Source organism: Micromonospora sp. NPDC048894 (genome assembly GCF_040649765.1).
GTDB classification, from domain to species: Bacteria; Actinomycetota; Actinomycetes; order Mycobacteriales; family Micromonosporaceae; genus Micromonospora; species Micromonospora antibiotica.
In genome coordinates this window covers 450,266-474,690 of sequence record NZ_JBEZFY010000005.1, presented here as the reverse complement: position 1 = coordinate 474,690, position 24,425 = coordinate 450,266, and the positions used below count along the sequence as shown (strand labels likewise).

Below are 24,425 nucleotides of genomic sequence, written 5' to 3'. Positions count from 1 at the left end.
GGAGGGTGTCGACCGGTCGATGAGCGAGGTCAACCCACCGGAACCAGGGGTGCGGCACCGAACGAGACGGCGAATCTCTGACACCAGATCGCGACACTCGTCAGCCCGGCGGGGTCGGTGCCGGACGGGATGGCGTACGCCTGGTCGCCCTTGTTGCCCTTGAGTCGGCCCAGCTCAACCCGGCGGCCGTCGTCGAACACGCCCCAGCCGGCCCGGCCGGTGCGGACCGGCTGGTCGGTCAGCCAGACCTTCAGGTCGGGGCCGTTGGAGGTGTCCAACCCGACCAGTTCCAGCCGGTGCCCCCCGTCTGCGGTACGGACGATCCGGGCGGTGCCCGAGGTGTCGTGTTCATGACTGACGAACTCTCCCCGGCTGACCACCACCGGCCGGGTGCTGGTGGGGCTGCCGGAGGGGGTGCCGGTGGTCGGCGTGGTGCCGGCGGGGGTGGTCCCGGTGGGCGTGCCGCCGGGGGCGTCGGTCGGGGTGGTGCCGGCCGGGGCGGCGTCCACCTCGGAGAGTTGCTCGTCGACCTGGTTGTCGGTCACCACCTTCCAGGGTTGGAACCAGTACAGGCCGAAGGCGACGCCGACACCGAGGACGGCGACGGCGACCCAGGTCAGCGGGGTACGAAACGGTCGACGGGACATGCCGCCCAGTCTTGCCGGACCGCGGCGGCCGGGCACCGGCCGGCGGCGTTACGAAAGCCTTACCGTCGTCGGACATCCACGATCCATAGCTCGTTCATAGGTCGTTCACATCGACTTTCCGGTCCGGTCACCTTAGCTGCCGGCGACCCCTTCGCGACCAGAGAGCGCCCACCGCATGCGACTACGATTCCCCCGCCGGACCCCCGGATCCGATCCGTCCACCATCGCCGAACCCTCCGCCCGAGGGCACCGCGAGTCGTCGCCCCCTGCTGGTGACACCGACCACGCCGGCCACGCCCTCCGGGCGCCGAGCAAGCTGCACGCGTTCAACCGGTACGAGATCAAGTACCTGGTCGAGACGACGAAGGTACCGGCGTTGCGGGCCGCACTCGCCGCCCGGATGACGCCCGACGCGCACGGCGGTGACGGTGGCTACGGCGTCTGGAGCGTCTACTACGACACCACCGACCTGCGTTTCTACTGGGAGAAGATCGAGGGGCTGAAGTTCCGTCGCAAGCTGCGGGTACGCCACTACGGCGACCGGTCCGGCGTGACCGACGACGGGACCGTGCACGTCGAGATCAAGCAGCGGGTCAACCGGGTCACCCAGAAGCGCCGGATCGCCGTGCCCTACCGGGTGGCCCGCCAACTCTGCGACGAGCGCGTCATGATCGAACACGATCCCTCCCAGCGCGGTTTCGTCGAGGAGGTGCTGGGACTCGTCTCCGGCCTCGACCTGCGTCCGGTGGCGATGACCGGCTACCAGCGTGAGGCGTTCGTCGGCCAAGCAGCCGACCTGGGCCTGCGGGTCACCCTCGACCACCGGGTGCGCGGCCGGGACCGCGACTTCCACCTCAGCGCGGACGCCGAGAACCGCCTGATCATTCCGGCCTCGAAGTCGATCGTCGAGGTCAAGGCGAACGAACGGGTCCCGTACTGGCTCACCGACCTGGCCGGCCGGGCCGAGCTGTCGGTGGTGCGGGTCTCCAAGTACTGCCAGAGCGTCGAGGCGTTCGGCCGCGTGCCGCGCTCGATCTTCCACGTCCAGGATGCCGATCCCGCCGCCGACCTGGTGGCCCCCACCCCGAGAAGCGAGGCCTGAACCCCGATGGACATCACGTTCCAGGACCTGTCCGGCACCTTCAGCACGGGCGACATCGCCCTCACGCTGTCGTTGTCCTTCCTGCTCAGCGCCATGATCGGCTGGGTCTACCGGTCCACCCACCGCAACGTGTCGTACAGCCAGTCGTACGTCCAGACGCTGATCATCCTGGGCATGCTGATCTCGCTGATCATGCTGGTGGTGGGCTCCAACATCGCTCGGGCCTTCGCCCTGGTCGGCGCGCTGTCAGTGGTGCGGTTCCGCAACGCCATCAAGGAGACCCGCGACGTCGGCTTCATCTTCCTGGTGATGGGCGTCGGGATGGCCTGCGGCACCCGGTTCTACAGCCTGGCCGTCGTCGCCGCCGTGGCGATCAGCCTGATCATCGTGGTGATGTACCGGTTCAACTGGTTCGCGCTCAACGTGCAGCGGCAGGTCGTCAAGGTCCAGGTCCCGGCCGGCGGCAACCACACCGCTGACATCCAGGACGTGCTGGTCCGGCACACCACCGAATTCGAACTGGTCAGCATGGAGACGATCCGGGCCGGTGCGCTCACCGAGATGACGTACACGGTCCGGTTGAAGAAGGGCGGCGAGCCGGGTGACCTGATCAGCGCGCTCAGCGAGCGGACCTCGGGCCAGCGGGTGACCGTGCTGACCGGCTACGACCAGACGGACCTGTGATGGCGCAGTCCCTGCGTACCCGGTCGGTGCTGCCGCCCCGGCTGCGTCGCCGACTGCCGGTCCGGGTGCGGCAGAACTGGAAGCTGCTCACCACCTGCGCGGCCTTCCTCGCCGTACTGACCCTGGTGCTGGGGACGGAACGGATCCGCCCCTACGTGACAAGTGCCGGGGGCTCCGGGGGCGACGTGGTGAGCGTGGACATCCCCGGCACCGTCGACCTCTTCGACGCCGGTCGCGCGCACGAGATCTCGCTGACGTTCCGCAACGCCGACTACGAGCGGATGCTCGACGCCTACTGGAAGGAGGGCGAGAAGGGGTACGTCGAGGCCGACCTGACCGTCGACGGGACCACGATCCCCAGCGTGGGCATCCGACTCAAGGGCAACTCGACGCTCGGCCAGCTCAGTTGGAAGGGCGAGACGCGGCCCTCCGGGGGCCGGGGTGAGAACGGCGGTGGGCCGCGACCGGGCGGCGGGTTCCCGGGCGGGCCACCCGACGGCGGGCCGCCGCAGGGCGCAGGATTCCCCGACGGCGGGCTGCCGCAGGGCGCAGGATTCCCCGACGGCGGGCTGCCGCAGGGCGCAGGATTCCCCGGCGGCGGGCTGCCGCAGGGCGCAGGATTCCCCGGCGGCGGGCTGCCGGACGGGGCTGCTCCCGGCACTCAGCAGCCCGGAACAGGCGAGCAGGCCGGCGGCGGTCAGCAGGCCGGTGGTGGTCAGTTCCCCGGTGGGATGACCCGGGCGGCGTTGAAGGCCGAGGAGCCGGAGACGTTGCCGTGGCTGCTCAGCTTCGACGAGTTCGTCGACGGCCGGCGCTACCAGGGGCACCGGGAGGTGGCCGTCCGGGTGGGCGGTATGGGCGGCGGCTCGACGGTGCTCAACGAGGCCCTGTCGTTGTCGCTGCTCGACGCCACGGGTGAGCCCGCGCAGCGGTACGCGTACTCCTCGTTCACCGTCAACGACCGGCCCACCACCGCCCGGCTGCTGGTCGAGCACCCGGACGAGCACTTCGCCGATCAGATGGACGGCACAGGGGTGCTCTACAAGTCGCTGGCCAGCGGCAGCTTCACCGACCAGGGCGACGATCCGACCGAGTACGCCGACGACTTCAAGCAGATCACCATGAAGGGCAGTCAGGACCTGCAACCGGTGATCAACCTGATCCGGTGGGTGAACTCGGCCAGCGACGAGGAGTTCGACGCGCACCTCGCCGACAGGGTGGACGTGGCGTCCTTCGCCCGGTACGTCGCGTTGCAGAACCTGCTGCTCAACTTCGACGACATGGCCGGCCCGGGGAAGAACTACTACCTCTGGTACGACCTGGGGACGAAGAAGTTCAGCGTGATCAGCTGGGACCACAACCTGACCTTCAGCGGCAACGCCAGCCAGGGCCCGCACGACAGCGGCGGGTTCGGCCCGGGCCGGGGCTTCCCCGGCGCGGCCGGTGCCAACGGTGCGGTCACGGACCAGGCAGCACCGGGCGGGCCGGGCCAGCAGCCGGGGCAACAGGCCGGTCAGCAGCCGGGTCAGCAGGCCGGAGCGCCACCCGGGCAGCCAGCCGGGCCGGGTGCCCGGGGTGCGGACAACGAGGGTGGTGGCCCGCGCGGCGGGATGATGATGGGCCACAAGCTCAAGGAGCGCTTCCTCGCCAGCGACGCCTTCAAGGCGACCTACGAGGACGCCTACCGGGAGCTGTACCAACAGGTCTTCGGCAGCGGGAAGGCGGCGGAGTCACTCACCGCGATCAGCACGGTGCTGAAGAAGGTCGATGGGGCGGACGCCGCCGCCGTCGACTCCGACGTGGCCCAGCTACGCACCCTTATCGGCCAGCGGACCGAGAGCCTGGGCAAGCACGAGGTGATCACCCGGAGCTGAAGCCGACGGGACGCGGGCCGGCACCAGGCCCGCGTCCCGTCACCGACCTCAGGGAAGTCCCCGGGCGATTCCGGATACCCGCCAGGGTGCCGCCTCCCTAGGCTGGCGGCGTGACACTGATCGCGACCGAGTCGCTGACCAAGACGTACGGGGGCCGGGTCACCGCGTTGACCGACCTCACCGTCGCGGTCGAGCCGGGGATCATCGGGCTGGTCGGCGCCAACGGCGCCGGCAAGTCGACCCTGATAAAGATCCTGCTGGGCCTGCTCCCGCCGACCAGCGGACGGGTCTCCGTGCTCGACCTCGACCCCACCACCGACCCGGCGGCGGTCCGCGCCCGGGTCGGCTACATGCCGGAGCACGAGGCGCTCCCACCCGACCTGTCCGCCGCCGAACTCGTCACCCACCTCGGGCGGATGAGCGGCCTGCCCCGGACGGTGGCCCGCGAGCGCGCCTCCGAGACGCTGCGGCACGTCGGCCTCTACGAGGAGCGGTACCGGCCGGTCGGCGGCTACTCCACCGGGATGAAGCAGCGGGTCAAGCTCGCCCAGGCCCTGGTGCACGACCCGGACCTGCTGCTGCTCGACGAGCCCACCAACGGCCTCGACCCGGCCGGCCGGGACGCCATGCTCGCCCTGGTCCACCGGATCGGCACCGAATTCGGCATCTCCGTGCTGGTCTGCTCGCACCTGCTCGGCGAGGTGGAGCGGATCTGCGACACCCTGATCGCCATCGACGGTGGCCGGCTCCTGCGCGCCGACCGGATCGACGCGATGACCTCGGCCACCGACCTGCTCGCCGTCGAGGTCAGCGAGGGCACCGACCAGCTGGCCGGCCGGCTCGCCGCGCTCGACCTGCCGGTGACCCGCGACGGCCGGATGCTGCTCGTCCCGCTGGTCGACGAGCGTACCTACGACCTGATCCTCGGCGTGGTCGCCGAGCTGGACCTGCCGCTGCACCGGCTGGACCAGCGCCGGCACCGGGTGGCCGAACTCTTCGCCCCGAGGGAGCCCAGCAATGCCTGAGCCGACCGGCGTCATCCACGACATCGGCTACCAGCGGTACACCGGCCCGAGGCTGGGCCGCCGGCACGTCTTCGGCGCGCTCTACGGGCACGGCCTGCGGACGGTCTTCGGGTTGGGCCGCAGCGCCAAGGCGAAGATCTTCCCCTGGCTGGTCGTCGGCATCGTGACCGTGGTGGCCGCGGGCCTTACCGCCGTCCGCAGCCAGCTCGGCGAGGTGGTGATGACGTACGCCCAGTTCGCCGACGCGATGAGCTGGCTGGTCATCTTCTTCGTCGCGGTGGCCGCCCCCGAGCTGGTCTCCCGGGACCTGCGCAGCGGCGTGCTCCCGCTCTACTTCTCCCGGCCGCTGCCGCGCGACGACTACGCGCTGGCCAAGCTGCTCTCCCTGGTCAGCGCGATCTGGCTGCTGCTGGGCGGGCCGCAGCTGGTGATGTTCCTGGGGGCGGCGTTCACCACCCCCGACGGCCTGCGCGGGACCTGGAACGAGCTGCTGGACCTGCTGCCCGGGTTGCTCTACGCCGGGCTGTGGGCGGTGGTCTTCGCCTCGATCGGTCTGCTGGTCGCCTCGCTCACCGGCAAGCGGGCCTTCGCCGCCGGTGGGATCGTGGCGGTCTTCCTGATGACCACCCCGGTCGTCGGCGTGCTGTCGATCCTGCCGTCCCGCGCGGTCAACGAGCTGGCCCTCCTGGCCTCGCCGTCGACCCTGGTGCAGGGGGTCGGCTCGTGGGCGTTGCAGGACCTGCTCTACCCGGGCGCCGGCACCGGCCCACCGATCGGCAGCTTCGGCCCGGTCTACGCGGTCGTCGCCGTGCTGCTGGTCTCCGCCTGCACCGCCCTGCTGCTGCTGCGATACCGGAAGGTGGCCGCCCGATGACCACACTCGACACCGACGCCCGGCCGGCGGTCACCACCAGCACCCTGGATCTCGCCGGGGTCTCCCGCTGGTACGGCAACGTGGTGGCGGTCAACGACGTCACCATGCGGCTCGGCTCCGGGGTGACCGGCCTGCTCGGCCCGAACGGCGCCGGCAAGACCACCCTGCTGCACATGATGGCCGGCTTCCTCGCCCCGTCCCGGGGCACGCTCACCCTCGACGGCGAGTCGACCTGGCGTAACCCGGCCGTCTACCGCCGGCTCGGGCTGGTCAGCGAGCGGGAGGCGGTGCACTCCTTCCTCACCGCCAAGGAGTTCGTGCTGGCCAGCGCGAAGCTGCATCGGTTGCCCGACCCGGAGGCCGCCGCCCGCCGGGCGATCGAGCTGGTCGAGATGACCGACGCTCAGGACCGCCGGATCGGCACGTACTCCAAGGGGATGCGGCAACGCACCCGGGTGGCCGCCGCGCTGGTGCACGACCCGCAGGTGCTGCTGCTCGACGAGCCGTTCAACGGGATGGACCCGCGCCAGCGGCTGCACATGATGGGTCTGCTGCACTCCCTCGGCGACGCCGGGCGGACCATCCTGTTCAGCTCGCACATCCTGGAGGAGGTCGAGCAGGTCTCCGGCACGGTGCAGGTGATGGTCGCCGGGCGGCTGGCCGCCTCCGGCGACTTCCGGACCATCCGCCGGCTGATGACCAACCGACCGCACGTCTTCGCGGTCCGCTCCACCGACGACCGGGCGCTGGCCGTGGCGCTGATGGCCGACCCGTCGGTCACCGGCGTCGAGCTGGACAAGACCGGCCTGACCGTACGGGCCGGCGACTACGGCGCGTTCACCCGGGCGCTGCCCAAGATCGCGCTCGCCCGGCAGATCCGGGTCCGGCAGTTGACCCCCGAGGACGAGTCCCTGGAGAGCGTCTTCTCCTACCTGGTGGAGGCCTGATGTCAACCGTTTCCTGGATCACCGCGCGTGGGCTCTTCGGCCGTCGCCGGTTCCTCATGCTGCTGCCGCTGCCGGCGGTGCTGGTGCTGCTCGCCGTGCTCTGCCGGTCGCTCGGGGTGGACCCGGGCGAGTGGGCGTCGCCGGTGCTGGTCGGCCTCGGTCTGGCCGTGGTGCTGCCGGTGGTGGCGCTCATCGTCGGCACCGGCGTGCTGGGCGCGGAGATCGACGACGGCACGGTGGTGCACATCCTGACCAAGCCGCTGCCGCGCTGGCAGATCGTGCTGCCGAAACTCGCCGTGGCCGCCGGGGTCAGCGCGGTCACCGTCGCCGTGCCGCTCTACGTCGCGGGCGTGCTCGCCGACTCGGTACGCCTCGGCCTGGCCCTCGCCGCCGCTTCGGCGCTGGGTGCGCTGGCCTACTCGGCGCTGTTCCTGGCGCTCAGCCTGGTCACCCGGCGGCCGGTGCTGCTCGGCCTGGTGTACGTGCTGATCTGGGAGGGGCTGCTGGGCAACTTCGTCAGCGGCACCAGGGTGCTGTCGATCCAGCAGTGGGTGATCGCCCTGGCCGACCGGATGGCCCCCACGGCACTGCTGTCGACGACCGTCTCGGTGCCGGTGGCGGTCGTGTTGATCGCCCTGGTGAGCGTCGGCTTCACCGTCCTGGCGATCGACCGGCTCCGCTCCTTCAGCGTCGCCGGCGAAACCAGCTGATCCCGGCACCCCGCCCGGCCCGGCAGCCTTGTCCCGGGCCGGGCGGTGGTGCGACTGGGCTGGGCGGGCCGGATGGGGCAGCATGATCGACACAGGTGCGCCGATATAGCGGCATCCGCCCCACGCTGACACCGCTATATCGGCGATATTGCGAACCTCCGCGCGGGGTCGCCGACCCCGCGCGGCCATGCCGACCCCGTGCGGGGCCCTGCCGGTCAGAAGGCGCTGGCGATCACCAGCTCGGACGTGCGGTCGGGGAGCAGGTCGAGGGTGGTGATCCGGCCGGCGGCGCGCACGTCGTCGGCGATCAGGGTGAGCTGGTCGAGCAGGGCCGCCGGGCCCAACGCCTCGGCCAGCGGGATCTCCGCCCGCATCGACAACTTGCGGTCGGACTTGGCCCGGCGGATCTGGGCCAGGGCGTCCCCGGCCAGCCGGAGCAGGGCCGGGTCACCGGTGCCGGTGATGGCCCGGTCCACCTCGTACGTGGTGGGCCAGGTCGACCGGTGCACCGAGCCGTACCGCCACCACGACCAGACCTCCTCGGTCACGTACGGCAGCACCGGGGCGAAGAGCCGTAGCTGCACCGACAGGGCGGTGGCGAGTGCCGCCCGGGCCGAGTCGGCACCCGGCCCGGTGCCGTAGGCGCGTTCCTTCACCAACTCGATGTAGTCGTCGCAGAACCGCCAGAAGAACGCCTCGGTGGCCTGTAGGGCGGTCGTGTGGTCGTACCCGTCGAAGGCGGTCGTCGCGGTGCTGACCACGGCGGACAGTTCGGCGAGCATGGCGGTGTCCAGCGGGGTGGTCGCCGGGGCGCGCAGGGCGTCGCCGGCACCGAGGCCGAGCGCGAACTTCGACGCGTTGAGCAGTTTGGTGGCCAGTCGCCGCCCCACCTTGATCTGCGCCGGGTCGAAGGCCAGGTCCATGCCGGGGCGGCCGTTGGCCGCCCAGTAGCGGACCGCGTCCGACCCGTGCTGCTCCAGCAGCGCCATCGGGGTGACGACGTTCCCCTTGGACTTGGACATCTTCTTGCGGTCCGGGTCGAGGATCCAGCCGGACAACACCGCGTCCCGCCAGGGCAGCACCCCGTGTTCCAGGTGGGCGCGGACCACGGTGGCGAAGAGCCAGGTCCGGATGATCTCCTGCCCCTGCGGGCGCAGGTCCATCGGGAAGATCCGGTCGAACAACTCCGGGTCGGTCTCCCAGCCGCCGACGATCTGCGGGGTCAACGACGAGGTGGCCCAGGTGTCCAACACGTCCGGGTCGCCGACGAAACCGCCCGGCACGCCGCGCTGCGATTCGTCGTAGCCGGGCGGCGGTTCGCTGGACGGGTCGATCGGCAACGACGCTTCGTCCGGTGTGAGAGGGTTGGCGTGGTCCGGCTCGCCAACGGCGTCGAGCCGGTACCACACCGGCACCGGCACCCCGAAGAAGCGCTGCCGGCTGACCAGCCAGTCACCGGTCAGCCCACCCACCCAGTGCGCGTAGCGGTGCCCCATGTGCTCCGGCACCCAGCGCAGCTCGTCACCCCGGGCCAGCAGCTCCGCCCGCAGCCCGGCGTCCCGGCCGCCGTTGCGCAGATACCACTGCCGCGTCGAGACGATCTCCAACGGCCGGTCGCCGCGCTCGTAGAACTTCACCGGATGGGTGATCTCGCGCGGCTCGCCGACCAGGTCACCGGCCTCGCGCAGCAGCTCCACCAGGGCCCGGCGGGCGGCGTTGACCGGCTGCCCGGCCAACGCCGCGTAGGGGGCCGCCGGCACGTCGGCCGGTGGCTCGGCCAGCAGCCGACCGTCCCGGCCGATCACCACCCGGGTTTCCAGGTCGAGGTCCCGCCACCAGGTCACGTCGGTCAGGTCACCGAACGTGCACACCATCGCGACGCCGGTGCCCTTCGCCGGGTCCGCCAGCGGGTGCGCGCGCACCGGCACCTCCACCCCGAACACGGGGGTACGCACCGTCGCGCCCACCAGGTCGGCGTACCGCTCGTCGTCGGGGTGGCAGACCAGCGCCACGCAGGCCGGCAGCAGCTCCGGCCGGGTGGTGTCGATCAGCACCTCCCGCTCGCCCGGCCCGGTGAACCGCAGCCGGTGGTACGCCCCCGGGCGCTCCCGGTCCTCCAGTTCCGCCTGCGCCACGGCGGTGCCGAACCCGACGTCCCACAGCGTCGGCGCCTCCGCCTGGTACGCCTCACCCCGGGCCAGGTTGCGCAGGAACATCCGCTGCGAGGTGGCCCGCGCCGCCCGCCCGATCGTGGTGTAAGTCAGCGACCAGTCCACGGACAGCCCGAGCCGCCGCCAGAGCGCCTCGAAGACCTGCTCGTCGTCGGCGGTCAACCGTGCGCACAGCTCGACGAAGTTGCGTCGGGAGATCGGCGTCGGCTCCCGGCGTCGGGCCTCGGTGACCGGGGCGTCGGGCGGCTGCCACGCCGGGTCGTACGGCAGGGACGGGTCGCAGCGCACCCCGTAGACGTTCTGCACCCGGCGTTCGGTGGGCAGGCCGTTGTCGTCCCAGCCCATCGGGTAGAACACGTTGCGGCCGCGCATCCGCTGGAACCGGGCCACCGTGTCGGTGTGCGTGTACGAGAAGACGTGCCCCATGTGCAGTTCGCCGGATACGGTCGGCGGCGGGGTGTCGATGGAGTACACGTCGTCGCCGCGACCGTGCCGACGCGGGGTTCCCGCCGTCCCGCGACCCGCTACGGTCGCCTTCTCCCGGTCGAACGCGTACGTGCCCTCCTCCTGCCAGCGGTGCGCCCAGTGCTCCTCGATGCCGTCCAGGGTGGGACGTTCGGGCATACCGGCGCGGGCCGTCCTCGCCGTATCAGTCATCGGTCGATCGTAGGCAGCGTGCGACCTCCCGCCCACCGGCTTTATCCGGCGTGCCGGCTTCCTCGCGCCGGGTGCCGGCACGTCATGGTTCGTGGCGGGCCGGGTGTGCGGTGCGACGTGGGGCGGGCCGGGCGCGGCGACCGACCCGACCCGCCGACCGACCCGACCCGCCGACCTACCGCTTCGGGGAGCCGGCCGGACCCGTCGACCTAACGGTTCGGGGAGCCGGCCGGACCCGGTGGGTTACCGGTTCGAGGAGCCGACCGGCGGGGTGAGCAGTGGGCCCTGGGTGGCGATCTGGAAGCCGAGCCCGGTGCGGCCGTTGACCCGGTCGAGGATCACCGAGACCGGCGCGTAGGTGTTCTTCTCGTCCGGGTTGGTGCAGGGGCCCTCACCGGGGTCGCCGTTGTTCAGGATGCCCAGCGCCCGCCCGTCGGACTCGGTGAACAGCGGACCGCCGCTGTCACCCGGCCGGGCGCACACCCGCACGTCGATGCCGCCACTGGCCTTGCCGATGACCTCACCGCAGCGGGTGCCCGGCAGGTAGCCGGCTCCGGCGCCCGAGTCGACGTACTGCTCGCCGGCCTTCGGGGTGTACGCCGAGCCGGTGGCGCAGACCACCCAGCCGGCCTGCACGGCGGAGTACGGCGTGACGCCGGTGATCGGCACGTCGCGGCTGCCCTTGCTGGCGCAGGCCGGATTGTCCGCCACGCACCAGTAGTTGACCAGGCTCGGCGCGTTGCCCACGGTCCGCCTCGGGTACGCCCAGCGGGTCGTCGCGCCCTTCGCGTACGGCAGGACCGCGTAGTCGTTGGGGAAGGCGTTCTCGGCCAGCACCGGGTTGGTCGACTCCAGGCCCACCGGCACCTTCGGCCCGAGGAACTGGTGCCAGGTGTCGTCGACGCGCTGGTGCCGGCCGCCGACCACGCAGTGCCCGGCGGTCAGCACGTAGTACTGCCCGGACTTCGCCCGGACGTTGAAGCCGGTGGTGCAGCCGCCGACGGTGCCGTCGTCGCGGGGCACGTCGAGCCGGATGCCGCCCCGCATCGGCGCCTTGGCGCAGTAGCGCGGGTCGCACGCCTTGGGGATCGCGGAGCCGTCGAGCCGGGCCCGGGCCCGCACCGGCACCCCGGCCGCGTCGAGCGTGCCGGCCAGCCGGGCGTCGTCGGCGGGCACCGCGTCGCCGGTGAGCACCAGCACCTCGTTGGCCCGCTCGTCGACCAGCACGTCCCGACCGGCGGTGACGCCCAGCGTCCCGGCCAGTCGGGCCGCCGCCGCGTCGAGGTCGCGCCGCGAGTGGCGGACCGGCACGACGGTGACGTGCCGGGCGTCCGGCAGGCCGGCGACCGCCTCGGTGACCGGTGCCGGATCGGTGGCGGCGATGGTGAGCACCCCGCCACCGGCCTGGTCCAGCCACATCCCGGCGTACGAATCGGGGAAACGGGCGGCGAGGGTGTCGGCCAGCGGCGCGGACAGCTCCTGGAGGGCCAGCCGGCGGGCGGCCTCGCCCGGGGCGACCCGGTAACGGTCGCTCAGGTAGCTCACCGAGGCGGGGGCGGCCTGCGCGACCTGGGTCGCGGGGCGGGTCACCACCGGCGCCGGGCGTGCTGCGGCCGGCGCCGCCGCCCGGCCAGCCGTGTCGGCGCGGGCCGACGCGCGGACCTCCCCGGCGACCGGGACCGTCCCCGCCGCCCAGGTGCCCCCGGTCGCGCCGGTGGCCGCACCGGCATCCCGGTCCACGGCCAACGCCACGCCTGTCGTCCCCATCGTGCTCAGCGCCAATGCCGCTGCCAGCACCACTCGTCCACGGATCCGCACGCCGCAACCTCCCCGTATGCCGGCGATGTGATAGGCCCCGCCGCACCCGACCGGGCGGACCGGTGGAAACGGGGGCGAGGCCCATCGATGCGGGCAGAGTCTAGTCGTGCCACGGCCACCGGGCTGCCCCCCGGCCGGGTCAGACCAGCGAATCGCGCCACTGCCGGTGCAGTGCGGCGTACCGGCCGCCGGTGGTGGCGAGCCGGGCGGGTGGGCCGTCCTCGACGATCCGTCCACAGTCGACGACCAGCACCCGGTCGGCGGTCTCCACCGTGGAGAGCCGGTGCGCGATCACCAGCGCGGTGCGGTCGCGCAGCACGGTGGACAGCGCCCGCTGCACCAACCGCTCGGTCGGCACGTCCAGCGACGACGTGGCCTCGTCGAGGATCAGCACCCGGGGGTCGGCCAGGAACGCGCGGGCGAACGCGACGAGCTGCCGCTGCCCGGCGGAGAGCCGGCCGCCGCGCCGGTGCACCTCGGTGGCGTACCCGTCGGGTAGGGCGGCGATGAAGTCGTGCGCACCGATCGCCCGCGCCGCCGCCTGCACCGCCGCGTCGGTGGCGTCCGGCCGCCCGAACCGGATGTTCTCCGCCACCGAGCCGCCGAACAGGTGGTTCTCCTGGGTCACCAGCACCACCGCGCGCCGCAGCTCGGCGTCGGACAGGTCCCGCAGGTCGACGCCGTCCAGTTCGACCGTGCCGGCGTCCGGGTCGTGGAACCGGGCGAGCAGCTTCGCCACCGTCGACTTGCCGGCGCCGGTCGGGCCGATCAGGGCGACCGTCTGCCCGGCCGGCACGACCAGGTCCAACCCGGTCAGGATCGGCGTCTGCGGCAGGTAGCCGAAGGACACCGCGTGGAACGTCACCGCACCCCGGCCCGGCCCGGCCGGCAACGGCACCGGCGACGCCGGTTCGGGCACCCCGGGCTGCTCGTCCAGCACCCCGGCGAGCTTCTCCAGGGCGGCGGTCGCCGACTGGAGGGAGTTGTAGAACTGGCTCAGCTCCTGCATCGGCTCGAAGAACCGGCGCAGATAGAGCAGGAACGCGGCGAGCACCCCGACCTCGGTGGCGCCGCCCAGCACCCGCCAACCGCCGTACCCGAGCACCATCGCCACGGTCACGTTGCCGATCACCTTGATCCCCGGCGAGTAGGTGGCGATCAGCCGGAAGCCGTGCAGGCTGGTCCGCCGGTACTCGTCGTTGACCGTCACGAAGATCTGCTGGTTGCGCGGCTCACGCCGGAACGCCTGCACCGCACGGATGCCGCGCAGTGACTCCACGAAGTGGACGATCACCAGCGCCACCGCCTCCCGGCTGTGCCGGTAGGCCCGGGCCGAGGCCCGGGCGAACCAGCGGGACAGCCAGAAAAGGAACGGGAACGCCAGCAGGGTCACCGCCGCCAGCGGCAGGTCCAGCCAGAGCAGGATGGCGGCGACCGACAGCACCGACAGCGCGGCGGCGACCAGGGTGTCGATCCCCCCGTCGACCAGTTCGGCGATGGAGTCCACGTCACTGGTGAGCCGGGACACCACCCGACCCGAGGTGTACCGCTCGTGGAACCCGACCGAGAGGGTCAGCAGGTGGCCGTACACCCGCTGGCGCAGGTCGAGCAGGACGGCCTGGCCGATCCGGGCGGAGCGGGTGAGGTAGCTGCGCCGGGCGACGTACTCGGTGACGGCCGCGACGGCGAACGCGCCCGCGACGGCCGCCAACGGACCCGGGTCGCCGGCCCGCAGCGGCGGCACCGCCCGGTCGATACCGAGCATGACCAGGTACGGACCGGCCATCGCGGCGGTGTTCTGGGCCAGCAGCAGGGCCACCGCCACGCCCAACGGCCGGCGGTGCGGACGGAGCAGGTCCCGCAGCAGCGCCCGACTGCGACCCCGCAGCCGGGCCACCGCCTCGGGGGAGTCGTCCTCGGCGCGGCTGCGGTCGGCGTCCGGGTCGGTGGCCCGGCCCCGCCAGTGCGACAACGCGGTGCCGGGCTGGCCGTCGTCACCGGCCGGGGGGTGCTGCCGCGGTGGTCGACGGCTCACGAACGCACCAGGCCCGGTGCCGGCGAGGGTTCGGCGGCGAGCACCGCACGGTACGCCGGCACCGTGGCCAGCAGTTCGGAGTGCCGGCCGACGGCGGTGATCCGCCCCCCGTCGAGCAGCGCCACCCGGTCGGCCAGCGCGACGGTCGACGGCCGGTGCACCACCAGCAGCGCGGTGGTGTCCCGCAGCACCCGGCGCAACGCCGCCTCGACCAGCGCCTCGGTCTGCACGTCCAGGGCGGAGAGCGGGTCGTCGAGGACCAGCAGCGCCGGCCGGCCGAGCACCGCGCGGGCCAGTGCCAACCGTTGCCGCTGCCCGCCGGAGAGCGACAGGCCCTGCTCGCCCACCCGGGTCGCCAACCCCCACGGCAGGTCGTACGCGAAGTCGGCCTGGGCCAGCGCCAACGCGGCCCGGACCTCGTCGCCGGTCGCGTCCGGGCAGCCCAGGGTGAGGTTCTCCCAGACCGACATGGAGAACAGGGTCGGCTCCTCGAAGGCCACCCCGACCAGCCGGCGCAGCGCGTCCAGGCGTACCCCCCGCAGGTCGTGTCCGTCCAGGGTGATCCGGCCGGCGGTCACGTCGTAGAGCCGGGGGACCAGGGAGAGCAGGGTGCTCTTGCCGCAGCCGGTCGCCCCGACCAGGGCCAGCGTCTCGCCCGGCTCGACGGTCAGCTCGATCTCCCGCAGCACCGGTTCGGCGCTGCCCGGGTAGCGGAACGACACCCCCTCGAAGCGGAGCCGGCCGCGCACCGCCGACCGGGTCAGTGCGACCGCGTCCGGGGCGTCCACGATCGACGGCGGGGTGTCCATCACCTCCTGGATGCGGTCCGCCGCGGTCGCCGCCTCCTGCCCGTTGGCGATGATCCAACCGAGCGACTGCACCGGCCAGATCAGCATGAGCTGGAGGCTGACGAACGCGACCAGTTCCCCGATGGTCAACGTGCCCCGGGCGACAAGCGTCGCGCCGCCGACCAGGGTCGCCCCCAGGGTCAGGTTGGGCACCAGGTCGAACAGGGCCGACGCGCGGGCCAGCAGGGCGCCCTTGCCGACGCCGGTGTCGTGCAGCGCGCGGGCCCGCCCGGCGAACCGGTCGGCCAGCTCCGGCCCCCGCCCGTACGCCTTCATGGTGCGCAGCCCCTGCGCGGTCTCCTCGACCAGGGTGGCCACGTCGCCCTGCTGGTCCTGCATCCGCCGCGACGCCGTGTGGTAGTGCCGGCCGAACCGGCGGCTGATCAGGAACAGCGGCACCGCGCTGGCGGCCACCAGCAGCCCCAGCGGCCCGTGCAGCCGGAGCAGAAGGGCCACCACGGCGACGTAGGTGACCACGTTGAGCACCAGGAACAGCAGGCCGAAGGAGAGGAACCGGCGCAGCACCGACAGGTCGCTGATCGCCCGGGAGAGCAGCTGCCCGGACTGCCAGCGGTCGTGGAAGCCGGCCGGCAGGCGTTGCAGGTGGGCGTAGAGGTCGGCGCGGATGGTCGCCTCCATGCCGACCGAGGAGGACGACTGGCTCCACCGCCGGATGAAGATCAGCACCGCCTCGACCAGCCCGAGCAGCAGGGCCAGCCCGCCGAGGCGGAGCAGCCCCGCCGGGTCGTGCCGGGCGATCGGCCCGTCCACCACCCGCTGCGCCACCAGGGGTACGGCGAGACCCGCCCCCGTCGCGGCCAGCGCGGCCAGCAGCAACAGCACGTACGCGGCGGCGTACGGGCGCAGGTAGCGGCGCAGCCGCCAGAGGTTGCGCAGCGGAGGGACCCGGCCGTCCGCCCTCGGGATGGCCGGGTCGCCGTCGCGCTGCGCAGGCACTACCCGACGGTAGCGTCGATCCGCGTCGATGCCGCTGTCAGGTTGCCGTCAGCCGGCGCTCGTGCCCGAGCAACCACTTCTTCACCGGCAGCCCGTACCGGTAGCCGCCGAGGGTCCCGTCGGTGCGCAGCACCCGGTGACAGGGGACGAAGAGGGCGGCGGCGTTACGGGCACAGGCGGCGGCGGCCGCCCGGACCGCGGCGGGCCGGCCGGCCAGCGCGGCGTACCCGGTGTAGGTGATCGGCTCACCGGGCTTGACGTCGCGCAGCACGGTCCACGCATGGGTCTGGAACGCGCCGCCGCTCTGCTGCCGTACCGGCACCCCGTCGATCGCGGTCAGGTCCCCGTCGAGGTAGGCGCGGACGGCGGCGGTCACCGGCCCGAGGTCGGCGTACGGCTCCAGTGGGCCACGCAGGCTCGGGTGCACCAACGGCAGCAGGCTCTGCGGGTCGGCGGTGAACCCGGCGGCCCGGACCGCGCCGTCCGGGTCGACCAGCACGCTGAGCGGGCCGGCCGGGGTGTCCATGGTGGTGGTGCCGATGGTGGTCATGCCGCTCTCCAGAGTCTGATCGCCGCGTACGACCGCCAGGGCCGCCAACGGTCGGCGTACGCGTCCAGGGTGGTGGGGGTGTGGGGCAGGCCGAGGGCGGCGGCGCCCCGGCGTATCGCGAGGTCGGTGGGGAGCAGCACGTCGGGGTCGCCGAGAGCCCGCATGGCCAGGTAACCGGCCGTCCACGGGCCGATCCCGGGCAGCGCGGTCAACCGTCGTACCGTCTCGGCCCGGTCCCCGCCCGGTTCCAGGTCGATCTCCCCGGCGGCGACCGCCCGGGCGAGCGCCCGGATCGTCTCCCGTCGGGCGACCGGCATCCCGAACGCCGCATCCGGCAACCCCAGCACCTCCTCCGCCCCCGGAACCCCCCACACCCCCCACCCCCCACTGCCCGCCCCGCCCGCCCCGCCGCCCCCGCCCGCCCCGCCGGGGTGATCAAGAGGTTTGCGTCGCGGGGAAGCGCTCTCCGTGACGCAAACCTCTTGATCACCGGGGCCAGGGCCGGGGGTGGGGGTGGGGCCGGGGGTGGGGGTGGGGTGGGTCAGGAGGCGGGTGAGGGTGGTGCGGGCGGCGGGGAGGGAGACTTGCTGGCCGACGATGGCGCGCAGGGCCAACTCGAAGCCGTCCACCGACCGGGGCACACGGACCCCGGGTTCGGCGGCGACGACCCCGGCGAGGACCGGGTCGGCGGCCAGTGTCTGGTCGATCGCCTCCGGGTCGGCGTCCAGGTCGAACAGACGCCTGCACCGGGCCACCGCCGGGGCCAGGTCCCGCAGGTCGGCCAGCCGCAGCGTCGCCACGACGTGTCCGCTCGTCGGCGTCAACGCGACCTCCGCCGGGCCGTGCGGCAACCGCAACCCCCTGCGGTACGTCCCGTCGCGCACCTCCTCCAGGCCGGGCAGCACCCGGGCGGCGAGGTACTCCAGCAGGGCAGCGGCGTGCAGCGGCGGCCGGTACGCCAACCGGAGCGTGATCGTGCCCGCCCCGCCCGGTGCCGGTCGGCTGCCCCGCCCGGTACGCAGTTGCGACGGCACCGTCCCGTACACCTCGCGGACGGTGTCGTTGAACTGCCGCACACTGCCGAAGCCGGCCGCGAACGCCACCTCCGCCAGGCCCAGTCCGGTGGTCTCGATCAGCGTCCGTGCGGTCTGTGCCCGTTGCGCCCGGGCCAGCGCCAACGGGCCGGCACCCAACTCCGCCCGGAGCATCCGGTGCAGGTGCCGCTCGGTGTAGCCCAGCCGGGCGGCCAGCCCCGGCACGCCGTCCCGGTCGACCACCCCGTCGGCGATCAGCCGCATGGCCCGACCCACCACGTCGGCGCGGACGTCCCACTGCGGGGAACCGGGCGCGGCGTCCGGCCGGCACCGGCGGCAGGCCCGTAGCCCGGCCCCCTGCGCGGCGGCGGCCGACGGGAAGAACCGGACGTTGCGCCGCTTCGGCGTCATCGCCGGACACGACGGCCGGCAGTAGATCCCGGTCGACGTGACGCCGGTGTAGAACCAGCCGTCGAACCGCTGGTCACGGCTGTCCACGGCCCGATAGCACCGTTCAAAGTCCAACTCCACGCCACCGATCATGCCCGCAGCTCAGCAGCGGTGGCTCGCGGGAATCGGACCTGAGCGTGCCCGGTCCGAGGGCGGCCACCGTCCGCGCCACCCGGCGCGAGGGCGGGCGACCCCGCCGGCCGACAGCAGTAAGTCGACGGCCGGCAGGGTCGCCGTGCGTCAGTTCCCCGTCGTCGGGGCGGCCGGCCGGCCGCCCCGCGGGCCCTCGTCGACGGGCGGTGCGGTGCGGGCGGGGACCGGTGCGGCGGGGACCCGGCCGGTCCGGGGCTGGTCGACGGGTGGTGCGGTGCGGGCCGGTGCGGGCATCCCGGGTGCCGCCGGTGCGGCGGTGCGGGCCGGGACGGGTGCGCCCGGTTCGGCGGTCCGGCCGGTCAGCGGTGGCCGGTCTACGGGTGGTGCGGTCCGGGCCGGGGCGGGGACCGGCGCGGCCGGCCCCCTGCTCGGCGTCGAGGCCGGTACGGCGGGCGGGGCGTCCCCGCGACCGCTGGCGGCCATCGCGAGCGGGGCGGCGATCAGCACGGCGGCGACGGCACCCACGGCGCTCATCGTCACGGTGGCGCGGCGTCGGGTGCGGGCCCGGTGTTCCGCGCGGGTCAACTGGTCGTGCACTGTCGGTGCCTCCTCGGCAAGGTCGGTGAGGGTGGCGCGGATGAGGTCCTCGATGGGCGTGGTCACCGCCGTACCTCCAGCAGTTCGATGTCCGGCAGGAGTTGCCGCAACCGGGCCACGGCCCGGTGGGTGCGGCTGCGCACGGTGCCGACCGAGCAGCCGAGCGCGGCGGCCACCTGGGTCTCGGTCAGGTCCTCGTAGTAGCGCAGGACCACGACCGTGCGCTGGGCCGCCGGCAGCGCGCGCAGCGCGGCCCGCATCGCCAGGCGTACGTCGGTGCCGCCGAACGGGTCGGGACCGGCCCGTTCGGCGGCACCGGTGAGCAACGTCTCCCGGTACCGGCGCAGTCGCCGCCACCAGCTGACCTGCTCCCGGTACATGACCGCGCGCAGGTAACCCTCCGGGTCGGCGTGACGCAGGTCGCGCCACTTCGGAATGGTCCTGGCCAGCGCCGACTGGAACAGGTCCTCGGCGGCGTGCCGGTCCCCGGTGAGCAGGTACGCGACCCGCATCAGGGCCGGCGTCCGGCTGGCCACGAACTCGGCCAGCCGGGCCCGGTCGTCCTCGTCCACCCGCCCTCCCCGATGTTGGCTGTCACCGATACAGACGCCCCAGCCCGGCGCAGCTATCCCGGGATCCGCGGGAAGTTTCCCGCCGCAAAGTGTCGGTAGTGGTCGGTAGCGTCCCGGCACCAACTCCAGAAGGGTGCGGCGATGGCGAGCGTGACCGGGCGGGGCGACCCTCGGTCAGGGCGGGCGCGGCTGGACGAGGCCGCCGCGCAGGGCCTCTACGACCGGATGCGGGTGGTCGCGCCGGCCGCCTTCGGCGCGATCGAGCGGGACCGGGCCGACGACCCGGCGCGGCCGTTCGCCGACACCGCGTGCGGTCGGCTGGCCGGGTCCCTCGACGCGGCCGGTCTGCGGGCGCTGGGCATGTGGGCGCACCACTGGTGCATGCGGTTCTACGACGACGACACCCGGGTCGGCCGGCGGCTGGTCCGGGAGATCTCCGGCCGGCGGGGGCTGGGCTGGACGGCCGACGAGGTCCACTGGATGCTCGGTGAGTCCGAGCGGGCCGGCCCGACCGCTCCGGACCGGTTCACCCTGCCGCTCGCGGCGGCGGGTGAGTTGCCCGGGGTGACCGACGGCGGGGTGGGCTGGCGTCTCGCCGGGTGACCCGGGCCGGTGACCGCAGCGGCGGGGCGACCCGCCGGGTGGCGGTTGCCGGGGGTTGGGGTGGGCGGGGCCGGCGGTGGCGCAGGATGGGGCGGGAGTCAGCCAGCGAGAGGACCAGGATGCCCGCCGTTCAACCGACGATCGTCGCCACCAGCATGGGTTTCACCAGCCGGGGTCGGGGGCCCCTGGATGCCGCCCCCGGGCCGGTCTTCGACCTGATGGCCGAGTTGGCGCAGGTCGACGAGCCGAGGATCTGCTATCTCAACCAGGCCGTCGGCGACCAGCCCACCTCGTTGACGATCTTCCACGGCGCATTCGCCGGTACCCGTTACCGCCCGTCGCACCTGGCGCTGTTTCCGATGCCCAACGTCGAGGACGTCCGGGCCCACCTGCTCGGCCAGGACATCATCTGGGTCGGTGGCGGCAGCGTGGCCAACCTGTGCGCGGTGTGGCGGGTGCACGGCCTGCCGGAGATCCTGCGCGAGTGCTGGGAGGCCGGGGTGGTGCTCGGTGGGGTCTCCGCGGGCTCGATCTGCTGGCACGTCGGCGGGCCCACCGACAGCTTCGGGCGGCAGTTGCGCGCCTACACCGACGGCCTGGGCTGGTTGCGGTACGGCAACGGGGTGCACTACGACAGTGAGGCGCAGCGCCGGCCGCTGCTGCACCGGTTGGTCGCCGACGGCACCCTGCCGGCCAGCCACTGCACCGACGACGGGGTGGGGTTGGTCTACCGGGGCACCCGGCTGGCCGAGGCGGTCGCCGACCGGCCCGGCGTGGCCGCGTACGAGGTGGTGCCGGACGGTGCGGGTGGGGTGCGGGAGACCCGGATCGAGCCCCGGCTGCTGACCGCCTGAGAGTCTCCGACGGGCCTGCCTGCCGGGTACCGGGGGCCGACGGCGTAAGCTGGCCCGTCGTGAGTCTCACCATCGGCATCGTCGGCCTGCCCAACGTCGGCAAGAGCACCCTGTTCAACGCGTTGACCAAGAACGACGTGCTCGCGGCGAACTACCCGTTCGCCACCATCGAGCCCAACGTCGGGGTGGTGGGGCTGCCGGACGGGCGGCTCGACAAGCTCGCGGAGATCTTCTCGTCGCAGAAGGTGCTGCCCGCGCCGGTGTCGTTCGTCGACATCGCCGGTCTGGTCCGGGGGGCGTCGAAGGGGCAGGGCCGGGGCAACGCGTTCCTGGCGAACATCCGGGACGCCTCGGCCATCTGCCAGGTGGTGCGGGCCTTCTCCGACCCGAACGTGGTGCACGTCGACGGCAAGGTCTCGCCGGCCGACGACATCGAGACGATCAACACCGAGCTGATCCTGGCCGACCTGCAGACCCTGGAGAAGGCGCTGCCCCGGCTGGAGAAGGAGGCCAAGCTCCGTAAGGACCGGGCCGCCGCCGTCGCCGCCGCGAAGCAGGCCGTCGAGGTGCTCGACGGCGGCATCACCCTGTACGCCGGGGCCGCCGCCGCCAAGATCGAGCTGGAGCACCTGCGGGAGCTGCACCTGCTCACCACCAAGCCGTTCCTCTACGTCTTCAACGTCGACGAGGCGGAGTTGGCCAACGCCGCCTTCCTCGACGAGTTGCGCGCCCTGGTGGCCCCCGCCGAGGCGGTGTTCATGGACGCCAAGATCGAATCCGAGCTGGTGGATCTGCCCGAGGAGGAGGCCCGCGAGCTGCTGGAGTCCATCGGGCAGTCCGAGCCGGGGCTGAACCAGCTCGTCCGGGTCGGCTTCCGCACGCTCGGGCTCCAGACGTACCTCACGGCGGGGCCGAAGGAGGCGCGGGCCTGGACGGTGCCGGTCGGCGCGACCGCCCCGGAGGCCGCCGGGGTGATCCACAGCGATTTCCAGCGCGGCTTCATCAAGGCCGAGGTGGTCTCCTACGGCGACCTGGTCGCGGCCGGTTCGATGGCGGCGGCGAAGGCCGCCGGCAAGGTCCGGATCGAGGGCAAGGAGTACGTCATGCAGGACGGCGACGTGGTGGAGTTCCGCTTCAACGTCTGATCCCAGCCCGCCCAGCCGCGGACCGCGGGTGCCTCGCCGCCGCCGAGGGGCGCGGGTCAGGGGTGCCCCAGCCGGGGGTCGTCCGCCCACGGTGAGTGCGGGTGGGCCAGTCGGACCGCGTCGCGCAACCACCGGCGCTGCGCCGGGGTCAGCAGGTGTCGGGCGACGTCCAGGTCGTGCTCGTCGCGGGGGCGCGGGTCGGGTGACTTCCACAGCAGTTGGGTGCCGGGCGTCCCGGTCGGTACGGCGCGGACGGACACTACCGCCGAGTCCCACGGGAGCGTGATCCGTGGATCGCGGCGGTAGCGCCAGTCCGTCTCGGCACCGTCCTCCAGGTTGATCTGGAGGACGAAGCGGTCCCGGCCGGCGTCGTACACCCAGATGTTGTGCAGCCCGGTGGCGTCGTGCCCGTCCGCCAGCGGGAACAGGTGCCCCCGCCGGGCCGCGAACGGCCGCAGGTCCGCCGGTAGTGCGTGCAGCAGGGCGGGCAGCGCCGGCCGCAGGGTGCTGACGTCGATGTCGCCGTGCGGTCGGCTCGGGCTGCCGTGCCAGTGGTCGATGGCCCATCCCCCGGAGAGCCACCAGCGCGCCGGGCAGCCGGCGAACAACTCGTGCACCTCGGCGACCGAGAGCGCGGACCAGAGGTGCCGTTGAGGGTCGTACCGCACGGGACCCAGGCTGACAGCCGGCCCCGCCGGACGCCAGTCGGGAACCGGCGCTCTCGCGGGTCACCGGTCGACCCTGCGACCACGGGACAGCGGGCGGGGTGGTGCTGACCCTACGGTGGTGGTGTGGTGACCTTGCGGCTGGAACCGATGACCGACGAGCAGTACCTCCGCTACCGGGAACGCGCCGAGGAGGACTACGCGCGTAACATCGCCGCCTCCGGGGCGATGCCGTTGCCGGAGGCGCGGGAGAAGGCCCGGCAGGACTTCCAGGGCCTGCTGCCCGACGGCCTGGCCACCGAGGGGCACCGGCTCTGGACGGCGTACGACGACGACGTCGAGGTCGGTCGGCTCTGGCTGCACCTGGAGCAGAAGTCCGACGGCCTGCACGCCTTCGGCTACGACTTCGCGGTACGCGAGGAGCTGCGCCGCCGGGGCTACGGCCGGGCGATCATCGAGGCCGCCGAGCGGCTCTGCCGGGAGTGGGGCGTGGTCGCCATCGGGCTGAGCGTGTTCGGGTTCAACACCGGCGCGCGGGCGCTCTACGAGCAGATGGGCTTCGAGGTGACCGCGATCCGGATGGCCAAGCGGCTGTGACGTGCGGATCCCGGGCCGCCCGAACGAGCGCCCCGGGAGCGGGCGACGGCGTGCCGGCGCCAACACCGGCACCTCGACGATCGACGGCTGGCCCGGCCGGTCACCGGGTCAGCGCCGGTAGACCGAGACGTGCGATCTGCTGCCGTCGTCGAAGGGTTGCCGGTGCCAGTCGGCGTACCGGGCGACGAGCCGTAGACCGGCCTGTTCGGCCAGCTCGTCGATCTGTTCCGGCCAGCGGTAGTGCATCGCGAACGGTTCCAGGTGCACCCCGTCGCGGTCGAAGGTGATCGTCTGCCGGATGAAGGTCTGTGCGGCCCGGTCGTACTGGTGCAGCCGGATGGTGGCGGAGTCCTCGGTCACCGCCCGCATCTGTACCTGCTCGTCCCGGTCGAAGTTGGCCGGGTCGGGCACGAACGCCTCGACGACGAACTCGCCACCGGGGGCCAGCACCCGGGCCACGTTGCGGAAGCAGTCCTGCTGCCGCTCCGCGCGCACCAGGTTGAACAGGGTGTTGAACACCAGGTAGATCAGCTGGTACGGACCCGTGACGGGCACGTCGGCCAGGTCGCCGACGGTGACCGGGATGCCGTCTCCGCCGGGCTTGGCGCGCAGCTTCGCCACCATCTCCGGTGACGCCTCGACCCCGTCGACGGGTACGCCCCGGGCGGCGAGCGGCAACGCCACCCGGCCCGTCCCGATGGCGAGTTCCAGCACCCGTCCGCCGTCGGCCCGACCGGCGAGGAAGTCCACCGCCGGTGCCGGGTCGGGGTTGCCGGGGTTGTCGTAGCTGTCGGCCCACATCCTGCCGAAGTGGCCCGGGTCGTCGAAGACCGACATCAGCGGCCCCCTTCCCCGGGCCGGACCGCTCTGTCGTTACCGGCGCTGAGCCGCGCCGGCACTGCCGTGTCGCTGGTGG

The 24,425-nt window shown here is 73.1% G+C and carries 21 protein-coding genes and 2 pseudogenes; 11 read left to right on the top strand and 12 right to left on the bottom strand.

The genetic code is table 11. The features are described 5' to 3' along the window. Positions 1–29 precede the first annotated feature (29 nt). Positions 30–647, bottom strand: a complete 618-nt coding sequence (locus AB0C22_RS14235; protein ID WP_357535200.1) for a DM13 domain-containing protein — start codon at positions 645–647, stop codon at positions 30–32. Between the two features lie 175 nt (positions 648–822). Here AB0C22_RS14235 and AB0C22_RS14230 point away from each other — a divergent pair, with 175 nt between their 5' ends. The 7 genes from AB0C22_RS14230 (at position 823) to AB0C22_RS14200 (ending at position 7,863) form a co-directional block, all read left to right on the top strand. Then, positions 823–1,749 carry a polyphosphate polymerase domain-containing protein gene (locus AB0C22_RS14230; RefSeq protein ID WP_357535198.1) on the top strand — a complete coding sequence of 309 codons (927 nt, stop codon included), beginning with the start codon at positions 823–825 and terminating at the stop codon, positions 1,747–1,749. Between the two features lie 6 nt (positions 1,750–1,755). Next, entirely contained in the window at positions 1,756–2,433 is a 678-nt protein-coding gene (locus AB0C22_RS14225; RefSeq protein WP_219464653.1) for a DUF4956 domain-containing protein, read from the top strand. Next, positions 2,433–4,307, top strand: a complete 1,875-nt coding sequence (locus AB0C22_RS14220) for a CotH kinase family protein (RefSeq protein WP_357535195.1) — start codon at positions 2,433–2,435, stop codon at positions 4,305–4,307. Before AB0C22_RS14225 ends, AB0C22_RS14220 begins: the two co-directional genes overlap by 1 nt. Before the next feature lie 110 nt (positions 4,308–4,417). Continuing rightward, entirely contained in the window at positions 4,418–5,332 is a 915-nt protein-coding gene (locus tag AB0C22_RS14215) for an ABC transporter ATP-binding protein (protein WP_208568002.1), read from the top strand. Beyond that, entirely contained in the window at positions 5,325–6,206 is an 882-nt protein-coding gene (locus tag AB0C22_RS14210) for an ABC transporter permease subunit (RefSeq protein ID WP_357014601.1), read from the top strand. Before AB0C22_RS14215 ends, AB0C22_RS14210 begins: the two co-directional genes overlap by 8 nt. Next, entirely contained in the window at positions 6,203–7,153 is a 951-nt protein-coding gene (locus AB0C22_RS14205; RefSeq protein ID WP_357535193.1) for an ABC transporter ATP-binding protein, read from the top strand. The genes AB0C22_RS14210 and AB0C22_RS14205 overlap by 4 nt, the downstream gene beginning before the upstream one ends. Next, complete coding sequence (locus tag AB0C22_RS14200; RefSeq protein ID WP_208568005.1) at positions 7,153–7,863, top strand: ABC transporter permease; 711 nt, start codon at positions 7,153–7,155, stop codon at positions 7,861–7,863. The genes AB0C22_RS14205 and AB0C22_RS14200 overlap by 1 nt, the downstream gene beginning before the upstream one ends. A gap of 215 nt (positions 7,864–8,078) precedes the next feature. On the opposite strand, the gene valS is transcribed toward AB0C22_RS14200, so the two are convergent. The 9 genes and pseudogenes from valS to AB0C22_RS14155 form a co-directional block, all read right to left on the bottom strand. After that, positions 8,079–10,691: a valine--tRNA ligase gene (gene valS / locus AB0C22_RS14195; RefSeq protein WP_357535191.1), complete on the bottom strand. Its 2,613-nt coding sequence runs from the start codon at positions 10,689–10,691 to the stop codon at positions 8,079–8,081. Between the two features lie 243 nt (positions 10,692–10,934). Continuing rightward, entirely contained in the window at positions 10,935–12,488 is a 1,554-nt protein-coding gene (locus tag AB0C22_RS14190; protein WP_219464648.1) for a trypsin-like peptidase domain-containing protein, read from the bottom strand. 160 nt (positions 12,489–12,648) lie between these two features. After that, complete coding sequence (locus AB0C22_RS14185) at positions 12,649–14,481, bottom strand: ABC transporter ATP-binding protein (RefSeq protein ID WP_357535293.1); 1,833 nt, start codon at positions 14,479–14,481, stop codon at positions 12,649–12,651. 59 nt (positions 14,482–14,540) lie between these two features. Beyond that, positions 14,541–16,349, bottom strand: coding sequence for an ABC transporter ATP-binding protein (locus tag AB0C22_RS14180; protein ID WP_357535189.1), 1,809 nt, complete (start codon positions 16,347–16,349; stop codon positions 14,541–14,543). A 37-nt stretch (positions 16,350–16,386) separates the two neighbouring features. Continuing rightward, entirely contained in the window at positions 16,387–16,899 is a 513-nt protein-coding gene (locus AB0C22_RS14175; RefSeq protein ID WP_219464644.1) for a methylated-DNA--[protein]-cysteine S-methyltransferase, read from the bottom strand. Continuing rightward, a pseudogene (locus AB0C22_RS14170) lies at positions 16,896–17,261 on the bottom strand (DNA-3-methyladenine glycosylase 2 family protein); the annotation flags it as partial. The gene AB0C22_RS14175 and the pseudogene AB0C22_RS14170, both read right to left, overlap by 4 nt. Before the next feature lie 180 nt (positions 17,262–17,441). After that, positions 17,442–18,464, bottom strand: a pseudogene (locus AB0C22_RS14165) (DNA-3-methyladenine glycosylase 2 family protein); the annotation flags it as partial. 159 nt (positions 18,465–18,623) lie between these two features. Next, on the bottom strand, positions 18,624–19,139 hold the full coding sequence (locus tag AB0C22_RS14160; RefSeq protein ID WP_219464643.1) for a hypothetical protein: 516 nt from the start codon (positions 19,137–19,139) through the stop codon (positions 18,624–18,626). Further along, positions 19,136–19,645, bottom strand: a complete 510-nt coding sequence (locus tag AB0C22_RS14155; protein WP_219464642.1) for a SigE family RNA polymerase sigma factor — start codon at positions 19,643–19,645, stop codon at positions 19,136–19,138. The genes AB0C22_RS14160 and AB0C22_RS14155 overlap by 4 nt, the downstream gene beginning before the upstream one ends. A 225-nt stretch (positions 19,646–19,870) precedes the next feature. Here AB0C22_RS14155 and AB0C22_RS14150 point away from each other — a divergent pair, with 225 nt between their 5' ends. The 3 genes from AB0C22_RS14150 to ychF all read left to right on the top strand — a co-directional run bounded on the left by AB0C22_RS14150 (position 19,871) and on the right by ychF (position 22,247). Next, positions 19,871–20,248 carry a hypothetical protein gene (locus AB0C22_RS14150; RefSeq protein WP_357535291.1) on the top strand — a complete coding sequence of 126 codons (378 nt, stop codon included), beginning with the start codon at positions 19,871–19,873 and terminating at the stop codon, positions 20,246–20,248. A 119-nt stretch (positions 20,249–20,367) separates the two neighbouring features. Next, positions 20,368–21,102 (top strand): peptidase E, encoded by a 735-nt coding sequence (locus tag AB0C22_RS14145; protein WP_219464640.1) that lies wholly within the window; start codon positions 20,368–20,370, stop codon positions 21,100–21,102. 59 nt (positions 21,103–21,161) lie between these two features. Beyond that, positions 21,162–22,247: a redox-regulated ATPase YchF gene (ychF, locus tag AB0C22_RS14140; RefSeq protein WP_219464639.1), complete on the top strand. Its 1,086-nt coding sequence runs from the start codon at positions 21,162–21,164 to the stop codon at positions 22,245–22,247. Positions 22,248–22,303: 56 nt separating this feature from the next. Here the strand turns inward: ychF and AB0C22_RS14135 are convergent, their stop codons facing one another. Further along, on the bottom strand, positions 22,304–22,915 hold the full coding sequence (locus tag AB0C22_RS14135; RefSeq protein ID WP_219464637.1) for a hypothetical protein: 612 nt from the start codon (positions 22,913–22,915) through the stop codon (positions 22,304–22,306). Positions 22,916–23,038: 123 nt separating this feature from the next. On the opposite strand from AB0C22_RS14135, the gene AB0C22_RS14130 reads away from it, so the two are divergent. Further along, positions 23,039–23,509, top strand: a complete 471-nt coding sequence (locus AB0C22_RS14130) for a GNAT family N-acetyltransferase (protein WP_219464635.1) — start codon at positions 23,039–23,041, stop codon at positions 23,507–23,509. 108 nt (positions 23,510–23,617) lie between these two features. On the opposite strand, the gene AB0C22_RS14125 is transcribed toward AB0C22_RS14130, so the two are convergent. Next, on the bottom strand, positions 23,618–24,346 hold the full coding sequence (locus AB0C22_RS14125; RefSeq protein WP_357535185.1) for a class I SAM-dependent methyltransferase: 729 nt from the start codon (positions 24,344–24,346) through the stop codon (positions 23,618–23,620). Positions 24,347–24,425 lie beyond the last annotated feature (79 nt).

What these genes read in the sequence shown, in the direction of transcription:
- AB0C22_RS14235 (WP_357535200.1), bottom strand. Translation starts at nt 647, where the DNA reads ATGTCCCGTCGACCGTTTCGTACCCCGCTGACCTGGGTCGCCGTCGCC.
- AB0C22_RS14230 (WP_357535198.1), top strand. Translation starts at nt 823, where the DNA reads ATGCGACTACGATTCCCCCGCCGGACCCCCGGATCCGATCCGTCCACC.
- AB0C22_RS14225 (WP_219464653.1), top strand. Translation starts at nt 1,756, where the DNA reads ATGGACATCACGTTCCAGGACCTGTCCGGCACCTTCAGCACGGGCGAC.
- AB0C22_RS14220 (WP_357535195.1), top strand. Translation starts at nt 2,433, where the DNA reads ATGGCGCAGTCCCTGCGTACCCGGTCGGTGCTGCCGCCCCGGCTGCGT.
- AB0C22_RS14210 (WP_357014601.1), top strand. Translation starts at nt 5,325, where the DNA reads ATGCCTGAGCCGACCGGCGTCATCCACGACATCGGCTACCAGCGGTAC.
- AB0C22_RS14205 (WP_357535193.1), top strand. Translation starts at nt 6,203, where the DNA reads ATGACCACACTCGACACCGACGCCCGGCCGGCGGTCACCACCAGCACC.
- AB0C22_RS14200 (WP_208568005.1), top strand. Translation starts at nt 7,153, where the DNA reads ATGTCAACCGTTTCCTGGATCACCGCGCGTGGGCTCTTCGGCCGTCGC.
- valS (WP_357535191.1), bottom strand. Translation starts at nt 10,691, where the DNA reads ATGACTGATACGGCGAGGACGGCCCGCGCCGGTATGCCCGAACGTCCC.
- AB0C22_RS14175 (WP_219464644.1), bottom strand. Translation starts at nt 16,899, where the DNA reads ATGACCACCATCGGCACCACCACCATGGACACCCCGGCCGGCCCGCTC.
- AB0C22_RS14150 (WP_357535291.1), top strand. Translation starts at nt 19,871, where the DNA reads ATGCGGGTGGTCGCGCCGGCCGCCTTCGGCGCGATCGAGCGGGACCGG.
- AB0C22_RS14145 (WP_219464640.1), top strand. Translation starts at nt 20,368, where the DNA reads ATGCCCGCCGTTCAACCGACGATCGTCGCCACCAGCATGGGTTTCACC.
- AB0C22_RS14125 (WP_357535185.1), bottom strand. Translation starts at nt 24,346, where the DNA reads ATGTCGGTCTTCGACGACCCGGGCCACTTCGGCAGGATGTGGGCCGAC.